The sequence below is a fragment of the Pyrococcus sp. genome, from assembly GCF_030153625.1.
Taxonomy (GTDB): Archaea; Methanobacteriota_B; Thermococci; order Thermococcales; family Thermococcaceae; genus Pyrococcus; species Pyrococcus furiosus.
The window spans coordinates 15,022-27,064 of the sequence record NZ_JASKLM010000007.1; the positions used below are offsets into that span (position 1 = coordinate 15,022).

Annotated in this window: 12 protein-coding genes and 1 CRISPR repeat array (1 of these 13 cut by a window edge); of the genes, 4 read left to right on the forward strand and 8 right to left on the reverse strand. The window is 40.6% G+C overall.

Annotated features, from left to right (window positions below):
- Nucleotides 1-1,315: direct repeats of the CRISPR family, unit length 30 nt; unit sequence GTTCCAATAAGACTAAAATAGAATTGAAAG; it begins 420 nt to the left of the window's first position.
- A gap of 442 nt (nt 1,316-1,757) precedes the next feature.
- Nucleotides 1,758-3,095 carry a glycerate kinase type-2 family protein gene (locus PWP39_RS02045; protein WP_288072264.1) on the reverse strand — a complete coding sequence of 446 codons (1,338 nt, stop codon included), beginning with the start codon at nt 3,093-3,095 and terminating at the stop codon, nt 1,758-1,760.
- Between the two features lie 54 nt (nt 3,096-3,149).
- On the opposite strand from PWP39_RS02045, the gene PWP39_RS02050 reads away from it, so the two are divergent.
- Nucleotides 3,150-3,941, forward strand: a complete 792-nt coding sequence (locus tag PWP39_RS02050; protein ID WP_011011137.1) for a class II glutamine amidotransferase — start codon at nt 3,150-3,152, stop codon at nt 3,939-3,941.
- Here PWP39_RS02050 and cca read toward each other — a convergent pair.
- The 6 genes from cca to PWP39_RS02080 all read right to left on the reverse strand — a co-directional run bounded on the left by cca (nt 3,922) and on the right by PWP39_RS02080 (nt 10,178).
- On the reverse strand, nt 3,922-5,283 hold the full coding sequence (gene cca, locus PWP39_RS02055) for a CCA tRNA nucleotidyltransferase (RefSeq protein ID WP_011011138.1): 1,362 nt from the start codon (nt 5,281-5,283) through the stop codon (nt 3,922-3,924). The two genes, PWP39_RS02050 and cca, sit on opposite strands and share 20 nt — an antisense overlap.
- A 204-nt stretch (nt 5,284-5,487) precedes the next feature.
- Entirely contained in the window at nt 5,488-6,042 is a 555-nt protein-coding gene (thpR, locus tag PWP39_RS02060; RefSeq protein WP_011011139.1) for an RNA 2',3'-cyclic phosphodiesterase, read from the reverse strand.
- Between the two features lie 286 nt (nt 6,043-6,328).
- Nucleotides 6,329-6,781, reverse strand: a complete 453-nt coding sequence (locus PWP39_RS02065) for a GNAT family N-acetyltransferase (RefSeq protein ID WP_011011140.1) — start codon at nt 6,779-6,781, stop codon at nt 6,329-6,331.
- Complete coding sequence (locus PWP39_RS02070; RefSeq protein WP_288072269.1) at nt 6,762-8,195, reverse strand: hypothetical protein; 1,434 nt, start codon at nt 8,193-8,195, stop codon at nt 6,762-6,764. Before PWP39_RS02070 ends, PWP39_RS02065 begins: the two co-directional genes overlap by 20 nt.
- Nucleotides 8,176-9,273 carry an N-acetyltransferase DgcN family protein gene (locus PWP39_RS02075; RefSeq protein ID WP_011011142.1) on the reverse strand — a complete coding sequence of 366 codons (1,098 nt, stop codon included), beginning with the start codon at nt 9,271-9,273 and terminating at the stop codon, nt 8,176-8,178. Before PWP39_RS02075 ends, PWP39_RS02070 begins: the two co-directional genes overlap by 20 nt.
- A gap of 2 nt (nt 9,274-9,275) precedes the next feature.
- A complete protein-coding gene (locus PWP39_RS02080) occupies nt 9,276-10,178 on the reverse strand; it encodes a pyridoxal-phosphate dependent enzyme (protein WP_014835492.1) in 903 nt (300 codons plus the stop codon).
- Between the two features lie 280 nt (nt 10,179-10,458).
- Here PWP39_RS02080 and PWP39_RS02085 point away from each other — a divergent pair, with 280 nt between their 5' ends.
- The 3 genes from PWP39_RS02085 to PWP39_RS02095 are packed head-to-tail and all read left to right on the forward strand — an operon-like array spanning nt 10,459 to nt 11,213.
- Nucleotides 10,459-10,632, forward strand: coding sequence for a hypothetical protein (locus PWP39_RS02085; RefSeq protein ID WP_014835491.1), 174 nt, complete (start codon nt 10,459-10,461; stop codon nt 10,630-10,632).
- Between the two features lie 45 nt (nt 10,633-10,677).
- Nucleotides 10,678-10,962 (forward strand): hypothetical protein, encoded by a 285-nt coding sequence (locus tag PWP39_RS02090; protein ID WP_011011144.1) that lies wholly within the window; start codon nt 10,678-10,680, stop codon nt 10,960-10,962.
- A complete protein-coding gene (locus PWP39_RS02095; protein WP_014835490.1) occupies nt 10,917-11,213 on the forward strand; it encodes a permease in 297 nt (98 codons plus the stop codon). Before PWP39_RS02090 ends, PWP39_RS02095 begins: the two co-directional genes overlap by 46 nt.
- Nucleotides 11,214-11,347: 134 nt before the next feature.
- Here the strand turns inward: PWP39_RS02095 and PWP39_RS02100 are convergent, their stop codons facing one another.
- Nucleotides 11,348-11,926 carry a hypothetical protein gene (locus PWP39_RS02100; RefSeq protein ID WP_011011146.1) on the reverse strand — a complete coding sequence of 193 codons (579 nt, stop codon included), beginning with the start codon at nt 11,924-11,926 and terminating at the stop codon, nt 11,348-11,350.
- Nucleotides 11,927-12,043: the final 117 nt, after the last annotated feature.

Consider the following 12,043-nt stretch of genomic DNA (forward strand, 5'->3'; position numbering starts at 1 on the left):
AGAATTGAAAGAGGGTTGGGTTCTCAATGGTGTATGGAGCGTTTCTTAGTTCCAATAAGACTAAAATAGAATTGAAAGGGTCTCATCTCCTGCAGCCTTTCTTCCCTCAACCCACGTTCCAATAAGACTAAAATAGAATTGAAAGCTGTCTCCCTAAGAGCATACAATCCTCTGTACTCTATGTTCCAATAAGACTAAAATAGAATTGAAAGGGAGTAGAAATGCCCAAATTCCCCTTAGGGACAAGATGGTTCCAATAAGACTAAAATAGAATTGAAAGCACCACCACGATGAAGGTACCGTTCTCAACGTCTACTTCAGTTCCAATAAGACTAAAATAGAATTGAAAGAATCAACCCCAAACCTTGCAAGGGTTGCCTCAACTGGGTTCCAATAAGACTAAAATAGAATTGAAAGAACTTCCTCTCCAACTCCCTCACCTCCTCATCCGACAAGTTCCAATAAGACTAAAATAGAATTGAAAGACTGGATTGAGAGCAACTTGTCGAATTATGTCGTCAAGCTCGTCATTGAGTTCCAATAAGACTAAAATAGAATTGAAAGGATAATGCTAGGTTATTATATAGGTATAAGGCAAGGTGTCCAGTTCCAATAAGACTAAAATAGAATTGAAAGCGACACTGATGACGTCTCAACAATGTACAGGCTGGCTGTTCCAATAAGACTAAAATAGAATTGAAAGTTCGGGGGTCACTATAAGAGAGGGAGACACGGTTTTGTTCCAATAAGACTAAAATAGAATTGAAAGAGGACTATAGTGAGCCAGCTGTTATGACTGTAAATATGTTCCAATAAGACTAAAATAGAATTGAAAGGTTTCCAAGCCATTCCAACCACCCCACATGTGTTGTTTTCATGTTCCAATAAGACTAAAATAGAATTGAAAGTTTGTGATAGTGTTCTTTGCAACGAAGAGCTTGCTGGTCAGTTCCAATAAGACTAAAATAGAATTGAAAGTACTAGCGTCCTATGGGATATTCAAGCGTAAGGTTCAGGTTCCAATAAGACTAAAATAGAATTGAAAGATAACTTGGCCCTTCCTTGTTTCTCTTGGAGCTCTTTCGTTCCAATAAGACTAAAATAGAATTGAAAGGAACATTGTCCCCTCCTCCAAACAGTTTTTCATGTCTGTTCCAATAAGACTAAAATAGAATTGAAAGTAGAGTGCGGCGATTATTTTGGTTCTCAGCGTTGCTCGTTCCAATAAGACTAAAATAGAATTGAAAGTCAGCAGTTACGTCGTTCTTCCAGGTGAGAATACCATGTTCCAATAAGACTAAAATAGAATTGAAAGAGAGAATCTGGTAAGGAGACAGTAAACTGATCATGCAATGTTCCAATAAGAACTAAAATAGAATTGAAAGAGAGGCCCCCACATCTGATTTAATCTGAGATGGAACTTCCACAATTGTTCCAATAAGACTAAAATAGAATTGAAAGACGGTTGGCCTTGATACACTGGCCAAAAGAAATCTACGGTTCCAATAAGACCAAAAATAAAATTGAAAAAGCACATTTATTTTTCAAAGGTGGAAGAGACACATGCTCGGATATTTGAATGTGAGGTCTGATAAGATATGTGTTCGATGTTTTTAACACGAGTTTTTAAATTAATGAAAATACGAGATATTTTTCTATTCTTTGTTTAAAATTGTTTCTAATAAAAATTTTTAAACTAGTTTAAAATTGTTTCTAATAAAAATTTTTAAACTAGAAATTAGAAAAATTCTAAAGATCTAAAGAATCACGGCAATCATCATGGAATTAACGTTCGTTCTCGTGGGCCCAGTTATAACAAGAGCCTTCGCCCTCTTCAGCGCCTCATAGGCGTTGTGTCTCTTTAAGTATTCCTCAACGTCAATGTTCTCTTTTTTAAGAACCTCCAATGTGTAGCTATCTACCAATCCTCCAGCAGCATCTGTGGGCCCGTCAGTTCCGTCGGTATCTATGACCAGCACGGCAACTCCTCTAAGCCCTGCTATCTTCCTCGCTATACTTAGGGCAAGCTCCTGGTTAGGCCCACCAAGCCCAGCTTCCCCCTGTATTGTAACTGTAGTTTCACCTCCAGCAATTAGAACACATGGCCTCTTGAAGGGTCTGTTTCTGTGGTAAACCTCTTCGATTATAGAACCAAGAGCAATCCCCACTTCTCTGGCCTCCCCCTCAAGTGTTGTTGTTAGTATATAAGCATTTAAGCCAAGCTCTTTAGCCTTTCTTTCAACGGCTTCGCAGGCCAACGCGTTACTGGCAATGAGAAAGTTGTGAACATTTGGCAAATCCTCCTTTAATGTCTCTTCAACCTTCCCCTCAAGACCAAGCTCTATATATCTCCTCACGCTCTCTGGAATCTTATCCCAAAGGTTGTAGAGCTTGAGGATCCTATATGCATCCCTAAACGTTGTTGGGTCTTTCACCGTTGGCCCAGAGGCTATTGCTTCCAGGGGATCACCTACAACATCTGAAACAATCAAGCTTATCAGTGTTCCTTTGACGAGCTTTGCCAGTTTTCCTCCTTTAACCTTTGAGATGTGCTTTCTAACTGTGTTTATTTCATATATCTTCGCCCCACTCTTGAGGAGGAGCTCATTTGTCTTGATCTTGTCCTCGAGGCTTATTCCATCTTCGGGGAGTGTGAACAAGGCCGACCCTCCTCCAGAAATCAGAACCAATAGAATATCGTTTTCTTTCACCTTTTTCGCGAGTTCAACTCCAAGCTTAGCCCCTTTCACTGAGTTTTCATCTGGAATTGGGTGTCCTGCTTCAATGACCCTTATCTTCTTTAGAGGTAGGGAGTAGCCGTACTTTGTTACCGCTATTCCTTCCCTTATCCTATCTCCTAAAATCTCTTCCACGGCCTTTGCCATTGAACATGCGGCCTTCCCAAAGGCCAACACGTAAATATCTCCTTTTATTTGAAACTCTTTTCCGTTAACTATGAGCTTATCCCCCTCAATTCTGAGTACTCTCTTTACGGCCTCATAAGGATCCGCGCTCTTTATTGCTTCTTCCATCATTGCAAGTGCTATTTCTTTTGTCCTAACATCTCCCTGGGAGAGTAGGTCCTCCCTGTTCATTTCACTCACCATAAAGATATAAGGTTTGGAGAATATTAAATTAAGGTGGATTCAATGTGCAGAATTCTTCTTGCGGTTGGTGAGGGTCAAAGGATTGTCCCCTGGATTGAAGCCTTTGTTAAAGCCTCTGAAAATGATCCTTATAAAGAGGCTAGGGGAAAGGGAAGGAGCCACAAGGATGGCTGGGGTTATGTTTTAATAACTGAGGATTACGTTAAGCACTACAAGTCAAGAAGGCCAGTATTTGAGGATGAAGAAGTTGATGAGCTGAAGGGGAGTATCTCTAATTTCTCAGTTTTAATGGCTCACTCTAGGGCAGCTAGTCAGGGAAGTGTGGAAACATTCAACGCTCAGCCCTTCTCATTTGGAAGTCCTCACGGCTATCAGCTTTACTTCATGCACAATGGCGACTTAAACAAGTCAATGCTTTTAGAGGCCCTGAAGCTTCCAGCAGAGAAGTTTTTGAACGTTTCCGATTCCTACGTTGCAGGGATGTATGCATCTCTTTTCATAACTTCCCAGGAAGATGAGGAAATAGTTAAAGCTATCTCGGCTTTAAAGGAAGTTGTTAATACCTCCCTCAACGTTGGAATGATCTTGGCCTCCCCTGGGAAGTTAAAGGTTGTTGGAGTAGCGTACATGAGGGAAGAATTCCTGGAGAGAAAGGCGGAGAGGGATTATATGAGGTTGATAAGCTTTCCAGACTCTGATCTCTTCGTCTTGGCCTCCTCGACACTGGAGCTGTACACCTACTTCCCAGTGGACGATGTTCCCAATGCCACCCTCTTTGCTCTGGATGTTAATTTAAAAGAGAAGGAGTTTGAGGTTAGGAAGTACTCCTTTTAACGTTGAACTTTTCCCTAGAGAGGAATAGATAGGCCTCATTTGCAAGGGGCTTTGGTACAAAATCTATTAGAATATCAGAACTTTTTATTACCTCTTTTACGTTCTTCCCAGCTGAAAACTGACCCTTTTTGAATATCTCTTCGAGAACTTCCACTATAAACCCACCAACCTTCTTTTCAGCCATTAAATCCTTCCCCTCTATCCACACCTTCTCATTCTTCTCGTAAAATCTCCTTCCGTGAGAAGTAAAGTAGAGGGGCCCTCTCTTTATCTCAATCCTGGGTTTTTCTACTCTATCAACTTCTAGAAATATGAAGTTCCTTCCGTAATCAATGCCAAATACTTTGAAGCCTTCAATCTCCAGGGCCTTTGCTAGGCCTTTAGCTGTTTTCTCAACTTGGGGGAGTAGGAGATCATCCACTAACTTCGGGGGTGTGAAGAGTAAGGTAACTAAGTGTGTTCCCTTTCTCTTGAGTTCTTCCCTGTAATTTCCCCTCTTCTCCCCTGGGAAGAAAAATTCTAGGGAAGGTTTCTCTAAGAACTGCATTGATGAGAAGTAGAAGAGGCCAAATCTCTCCCAGCTTAAGTTGGCCGCAACGTTTCTCCTTGGGTCAACTGGATCTATAACTATCAAGGGTTTATCCTCTTCGGCTTCCCTCTTTATTGTTTTCATAGTTATTTCGCTTTCCTTCTTCATCCACTTTCCAGTGTCAATTATCTTCTTTTTAAGCATAAAATCTGCCTTCTCCAGCACGCTTAGAAATGACCCAAATTCTATGACAAGTATTTCGGCAAGATAGCCCGAGAATCCCCTCACATATATTTCGCTTCCATAGGCTTTTATTCCCTTTAAAAAGCGTTTGAAAAGCCTTACCTCATTGTTCTTCCCCTTTAAATTTTCAATAACCCATTTCGTATGGAGTATCGACCTGTCAACTGCCGTCCTTACATCCTTCCAGCTTTTAACGTCATAGCATGGAACTATGTCCACCTTAACTCCCTTATATTCGGCTCTAACGTAGGGATGCTCGGCATAGGCTAATTCATACCTTCCAAGCTTTTTCCCTAAAACCTTTCCTGCTTCTAATCCTTTCTCCCTAAGCTTTTCTAAGCTTGTATCCAGGGGAAATGCAATGAAGAGATCTAAATCGTGGTCTCCAGCGAGATAAGTGTTCTTTGCCAGAGAACCAACGAAGTATGGCTTAGCGTTGAGGTTGAGCTCCTCAATTGTCTCTCTGGCCTTTTCCTCAATTTCACTCATAAGTGTTTTGACAAACCTCTCTTCTTCTTCCTTTGGGACTATTTTCTGGAGAGCTTCTTCAATGACTTCTTCAATATCCATGTTTGCACATGCCCTTAGGAAGTATTTTACCCTTTTGCTTTTGTCTCACAAAAAATAGAAGGTATGCTATAGGGTGCACTGAGAACTTTCATCTCCCGAGAGATCCCCATGAGCAATCCTTATGTTGGAGGAAAGCAATATGATCTAACTTAACGATGGAGTGGTGCCATCACGTTAATGTTCGAAAATAATTCAAAAATTTCCCTATTCGCTTAATTCGAATCTTGCTAGTGTTTCATATATTGGGCCCTTGGGGGTTAGAGTGCTCTTTTTTAGTTCAATTGCCTCAACTATGAAGGAACCGAAGTCTTCATTTGCGAGTTCCTTAAGCTTCATGGCAAGGCCGAGCTTGTCTTTAACAAACTTTACCCTTCCAAGGGTTATGTGGGCCACAAAGTTGCCCTCCTTTTTAAAGCCGAGTTTTGCTAGCTCATCATCTATTTCCTTGGCGATCTTCTTTATTATTTCATCATTTTCAACTCCAGCCCAGATAACTCTCACATAATTGGGATTTGGAAAGACTCCTATTCCCCTAACATTGACTTCGTGCTTCTTGTACTTTTTGGCAATTTTCTCAAGGATTTTCTTGATTTCTTCTGCCTGCTCTTCTGTGATTTCTCCCAGAAACTTTAGAGTTATGTGAAAGTTTTCCCTCTCGACGAACTTTATCTTGGCTTCCTTTGATCCTATGTAGTCTTGAGCCCTAACAAGTGCATCCCTAACGCTCTCACTAACGTCTATAGCTATAAACGCCCTCATGTTTGTGAGTAGTCTTGGGGAGTTATAATTCTTTTCACTTTCTACTCCTGTGATAGTGGGGGGAAGGCATAATGAGTTATCTCATAGCTAAAACTTCCCTTTTCGTGGTCAAAGGTTGTTCTTTTGCTGGTTTCTTTTTTAGAGATATCGAATGTGAACGGGAGTGTGAAACCAACTGCATTGATCACAACTGGTAGCGAAAACGGTATAGATCCTTAAATCATGCATCCTACACCCTCGATTGATGATTCATCACCATTTGAGCTAGTAATAGAGGAAAATCGTCTTAGATAGGCTTTTCCATTATCAGTGCTCTCGCTTTGTACCCTCTCTCCTCATACCATTTAACAGCTGGATTGTCAATCTCAACCCTTAGAACAATCTTTTTTGCTCCTCTCTCTTTTGCCCATTCTTCAGCTTTTCTTAAAAGAGCGGAACCTATTCCCAATCCCCTAGCCCATTTAACCACCTCGATATCATATATGTATGCTATCTTAACGTAATCCACTGTGTCGAGGGTTATGCAGATCCATACATGTCCTAGAAGCTCACTCCTTTCGTTAAGGGCAACGAAGAACTTGTGCTCTCCTTGTGAAAGTAAACTTTCAAATAGCTCTTCATGCCTCTCCTCGTATTCCTCGTAAGAAATAGGAAAACGAACAAAGGAATAGCTTATCTCCCTATCGAGTTTCTTAATCTCTTCTATATACTCCTCACCGTCAACTATTGTGTATTCCATGGAGGGCTTCCTCCTTAGTTATTTCGACCCACTCATCTCCCCTTAAGTACACGTATCCCTTTGTATACTGCTCGAAGATTGAGTATATCTTTTCCCTGAACTCTGAAGGTATGTTGTCGAAGTGCGAGTTTCTGTCGTCAAAGTGAATCATCTCAACGTGATCCCTTCTTTCTCCCCTAAGCGGAAAATCCGGATTTCTCTGTTTTATTAAATAAAGGGAATGCTTGAGCTCATCCTTATCGAGTCTAACTTTTCCCTTAGCTATCCTCTTGGGTAAGGTTTCTATATGTTCCCTTTTATATTTAATCAGCGTTGGATCTATTCCATTAGCTAACAAAAAAGTTAGTATTCCATTGCATTTGAAGCAGGTTCCGCATGGCACGTAATCATCTCCCTCTTTGTGCACCGAGTGACAGCTCCTTTGAAGCTTGAATAGCTCTGGATAGCGATTGTAGAGGATCCTCTCAACTATGAGTCCAGTTATTGGTCTCACAGCGGACCACTGTCTTATGTTTAACCCTCTCTCAGCGAACCATCTCGTCATATATTTATCGAAGAATTGGCTCTGGTCTAGAACGGCGTAGAAGTGAGGTATCCCGTGAAACTCATAGGTGAGTCCCCTAGGGTCATCGTATTCATTTCCAAGCAAAACATTTCCTATGTTGTACTTCTCGATTAATGGGAGGAAAGAAAAGACGTAATGCTCGAAGAAGAATAATCTAATTGGGTAGATCTCTGCCCTTGGTTTCCCAACATTTTGGAGTATCTTCATGTTCCTTTCTATAAAGGTGTAAAGCCTGTCAACGTTGCTCCATACTTTTTTAGTGTTGGATTCGTTCTCTTTGAACCATTTATAGGCAGTTAGTGCCACTTTCCAGTGGCCTCCGGACTCGTTGAAGAAGAAGGGATAAACATTACATCCTATCTCCTTTAGTATTCCATAGGTAAGAAGACTCTCTTTCCCACCGCTGAGCATTACTGCACATTTATTATAGTCTGGATTCAACTCGATGTCTTCCATTTCAATTCCTTCTGGAGTGACCTTTGCAAGAGGTTGAGGCCTTATCTCCTTTGGAATAAATTCCTCCTTCACATATCCTGTTCTCTTGTATATCCTATTCACCAGGATATCGTTAGCTGTGAGCTCCATCATCTCTGTAAAAAATTTCAGATCTCTGGGATCGAGTGGAAAGTTAAAGAGTATCTCTGGCGTGAAGAGCCCATAATTTATTGCAGGGGTTATAACCATTAGCTTGGCGAAAACTTCATTTTTAGGTATCTTTTCTTTGTAGGTGTGAATTAGCTTGAACTTCTTCTCTTCCCCATCAATGGATATGGTATAAAGAGAAGAGATTCTCCTGGAGGAGATCTTTGGTTTCTCAATAACTATGTAGTCAAAGCACTTGAGAAGCATTTACGGCCCCCTCTTGTGGTACTGTAACTTTTATGCGCTCTACCTCCTCTAAAATAGCCTTAACTATATCATCCACACCTTCATACAGAGGTACTCTCGTGAGAATTCCATAAGTTTCTTCTATCTCTCTGGCTTTTTGCAGGGCTTCCTCTTTTGTAAGTCCTTCTGAGTTTATCGTAATTGCTATCGGCTTTTTCCCTGATAAAAGCTCTATTAGCTGTATGTACTTTTCCAATGGAGGAATTTCATATTGTGGAAAATCATCAAAGAACTTTCTAGCCGGGGCGTGTTGGAGGATTATATAGTCAGGCCTACCTGCGGCGATTAGCTCAAATCCCCCAGGATACGCTGGATGGAGTAGTGAACCCTCACCGTGGGTAACGATGACGTCTGGATTCTCCTCCTTCCATGCTCTCCAGATGACGTCTTCAATTGCTCCTACAACGAAGTCGTTGATTATGGAATCCATAACTATGCAGTATTTTGCTCCTTGCATCCATCCAGTTTGTCCCATAGCCACGAAAACGCTCTTCTTTCCAAAGCGCTCAAAGGCTTCGTGAAGCATTATTGCGGTAGTTCTCTTTCCAATAGCTGCATCAGTTCCCAGCACGGCTATTTTTATGGCCCTAACCTCCTTGATCTTTCCGGTAAATGGGATCTTTAAATCCCTGTACATTTTCCTAACGTCAATTAACTGAACCTTGTACCTCTTTGCTAGCCGGGAGAACTCAGGATCATCGCTGAGGAAGTTGTGGAGACCGTTAACTATATTTATTCTTTTCTTTATCGCCTTCTTTATGATCTCCCTATAAAGAGGAGGTAGGTATCCCCCAGGAGTTGCCACTCCAATTATGAGGTACTTAACATCTGGATGCTCTGCAAGGGCTTCTTCAAGACTTCCATATATGGGGATTCCTCTGTATATTCCATCAAGAATTTCTCCAGCATCCCTTCCAGCTAAGGTAGAGTCTATCACCCCAACAATTTCAAATCTCTTGGAGTACCTAACGAGGCCGTGGGCAGTTTTTCCATCCGTAGTTTTGTACCTTCCCTCGGCTAGGATTAGGGCCTTTTCCATTTTCAAATCCCTCCAGTTAGGAGCAACACAAAATTCTCATTATTCACGCCAAATTTTCTCACAAATTTAACAAGTCCAACTAAAGTTAGAGTGGAAGCTGGAAGTGCTTTTATCCCCTCACTCATCTCCAAAATCTTTGCATATTTTAATGCTGTATCATCACCAAAACCAAAAATATAGCCGTTAGAATCTTTTATGGCTTCGAGCGCATTCTGCAAATCGAAGGATATCGAGGAAACGAGGGGCTCATTAAAATCAGTCTCAACGAAGTCTTTTACTTCTTCAACTCTTCCTGTATAGAAAGCGTTGAGCACTTGGTTTCCATAGCTAGTTGTGACCCCAATTATCCTAGGCATAACTCCATATTTTTTGAATCCATAATAAATTCCAGCTAGTGTGGAGCCGTTTCCTACGGGAACAAATACCGCATATGGCTCTATTTCTTCCAGGATTTCCTTTGAAATTAAGGAATAAGCTTCATAATCAACTGCAGGCTGTGTTCCTGGGTTTGCATCGTAATAGTTCATAGTTTTTGCAAATATTTTGCTCATGAGAACTGCCTCTTCGTACGCTCCATCTACAAATATGACATCTGCTCCATACTCCTTCATTTCTTCTACCCTTGAATTCCTATACTGCCTTGGAACAAAAATTACCGCTTTTATCCCTTCCTTCTTAGCAAAGTATGCTATAGCTACTCCGTAATTACCACAAGTTCCTACAGTAATTCCAGAAAAGCCAAGATCTTTCGCCTGCTTAACGTGAGCTTTAGCTATTCTATCTTTGTGAGTTCTCGTAGGATTGTGCATTTCAAGTTTTAAGTATATCTTGGAGATGTTCAGTTTCTCCTCTAACTTCATAGCCCTCAATAATGGGGATCCTTCGGGATCTGTCTCGTTATCCATATATGACACAATATTTCTCTATTTTTAAATTTGAGTGCTTATTTTTCTTTTTTTAAGCCTTACAATGGTTTCTTTTCTGTATTATTGAGGTAGAGCATTGTAAGGTTGAATATGGGTATATAAACTTTTCTCCTTAGGTATAACTGTTATTCTCGATTAACATTGTTATTCTGGCCTAATAATTTTAGATTTTTGACGAGATGGGAAAGATCGCATCGAAAAGTTTATAAATTCGTGGTTTCTTTATGTAGTGCCCCAATAGGGGCGGGAGGTGTGAAGTATGCAACCCCCAAAGAAAAAGAAGAAAGTTGAAGACTATGAAGAAGAAAAAGAAATCCAAGAGGAAGATTGGGACGAAGAATTTGAATTTGAGGAAGAAGATGAGGAAGAAGAGGAGTACGAAGATTGGGACGAAGAAGAGGAAGATTGGGACGAGGAAGAAGACGATTGGTGATCTCTCTTCTCCTTTCCTTTCTTCTCCCCCTTATAGGGGATTAAAATGAAGATTTCTCACAAAAGGGAAGACATATCCCTAAGAACACTTGAAGATTCTGCTTTATTCGCTCATCTCAAAAAGTCGAAGATCAAGTGGTTCTATGCATTTGTTCCTTTCAAGATTTCAACTGGACGAACTTCTACTTTAATCCCCCTTCTAACATTAGAAAACGGAGGTTCCTCCCAGGAAGTGAGCATAGTAAATGCTGTTGGAAGCTTAGCTTCCATGATCGGGGGCATATTTTGGGAAAACTCTCCGACAAGTTGCTTAAGAGGAAACCTTTCCTAATATTAGGGTTCCTTGGAACGTCGATTTTCGCTTTCTTAATGGCTTTTTCGAGGAGTGTCCACCAGGTAGTTATCCTTAACTTTTTATTCGTTGCGACAACCATTTCAATTCCAGTCATACTCATCGCTAGGATCTTGAAGAGAAATCAACTAGATTATGGGATTGCAAAATTTAACGAGATAGGTGGATGGGGTGGGTTGCTGGACGTCATTTGTGGAGATGGAGTATCCGGCGGAGGCATAATAAGTTAAATCACCACTGAATGTGTCGTAGCTAAAGCTTTTCTCCTCATAATACTGTGTTTGAGGGCCTCCATGACCGAAGGGCAAAAAGTCCTCAAACCATGCATCTTGAATGGGCACATTTACTTGTGTGTAGAGCTCTTTTAGGGCGAAGTATTTCCTATCCATGTCCCCAATATGGGAAATCTCAGCGAGGTATGCGTATTGTCCAGAGTGGAAGCTGTGTAATAGTACTTGATCCTTATTGCATGATACACCTGGCCTCCATATTGGGAGGCGTACCTGACTTTCCAAGTAGTGCTCCCTATGAATTTCCAGCCTCTATTTACTCCCTTTATTTCAAGAGGTTCCTTAAGAAATGCACTTCTTTCCACTAAGAATTCTCTAATGTCGTTAATATTATATCTTCCCTCTACTATGTATAGCATCGTTATATATCTCCTCCCAAAAGGTCTTACTGCAATTCCTACAAAAGATATATTCCTTTTGAGATCTGAGAGATTAAGAGAGATAGTCACGTCTTTTTCTAACTTCTCTAAAACTTCTTGAGCAAGTTTAATTGATTCATTTCCTTTAAAAATCAAGTATCCCTCTTCTCTTAGTTGGCGGAGAAAGAAATCTTGTGAGATATTGGGAGGTGTAGGTGTGGCTTTTGTATCAGCCTTTGCCATACCTACTGTAATAAGTATTCCAAGTATTATTGCTGCAATTCTCCTTAGCATTACGAAGTCACCATAAGTATTTTTTATTGAGTCTTTGTTATTTAAAATTTTTCTAATAAATAAAACTAATACAACTATACAAAAGAGTTTTAAAATGGTGGGATGTATCTAGATGGG

What these genes read in the sequence shown, in the direction of transcription:
- PWP39_RS02045 (WP_288072264.1), bottom strand. Translation starts at nt 3,095, where the DNA reads ATGAACAGGGAGGACCTACTCTCCCAGGGAGATGTTAGGACAAAAGAA.
- PWP39_RS02050 (WP_011011137.1), top strand. Translation starts at nt 3,150, where the DNA reads ATGTGCAGAATTCTTCTTGCGGTTGGTGAGGGTCAAAGGATTGTCCCC.
- cca (WP_011011138.1), bottom strand. Translation starts at nt 5,283, where the DNA reads ATGGATATTGAAGAAGTCATTGAAGAAGCTCTCCAGAAAATAGTCCCA.
- thpR (WP_011011139.1), bottom strand. Translation starts at nt 6,042, where the DNA reads ATGAGGGCGTTTATAGCTATAGACGTTAGTGAGAGCGTTAGGGATGCA.
- PWP39_RS02065 (WP_011011140.1), bottom strand. Translation starts at nt 6,781, where the DNA reads ATGGAATACACAATAGTTGACGGTGAGGAGTATATAGAAGAGATTAAG.
- PWP39_RS02070 (WP_288072269.1), bottom strand. Translation starts at nt 8,195, where the DNA reads ATGCTTCTCAAGTGCTTTGACTACATAGTTATTGAGAAACCAAAGATC.
- PWP39_RS02075 (WP_011011142.1), bottom strand. Translation starts at nt 9,273, where the DNA reads ATGGAAAAGGCCCTAATCCTAGCCGAGGGAAGGTACAAAACTACGGAT.
- PWP39_RS02080 (WP_014835492.1), bottom strand. Translation starts at nt 10,178, where the DNA reads ATGGATAACGAGACAGATCCCGAAGGATCCCCATTATTGAGGGCTATG.
- PWP39_RS02085 (WP_014835491.1), top strand. Translation starts at nt 10,459, where the DNA reads ATGCAACCCCCAAAGAAAAAGAAGAAAGTTGAAGACTATGAAGAAGAA.
- PWP39_RS02090 (WP_011011144.1), top strand. Translation starts at nt 10,678, where the DNA reads ATGAAGATTTCTCACAAAAGGGAAGACATATCCCTAAGAACACTTGAA.
- PWP39_RS02100 (WP_011011146.1), bottom strand. Translation starts at nt 11,926, where the DNA reads ATGCTAAGGAGAATTGCAGCAATAATACTTGGAATACTTATTACAGTA.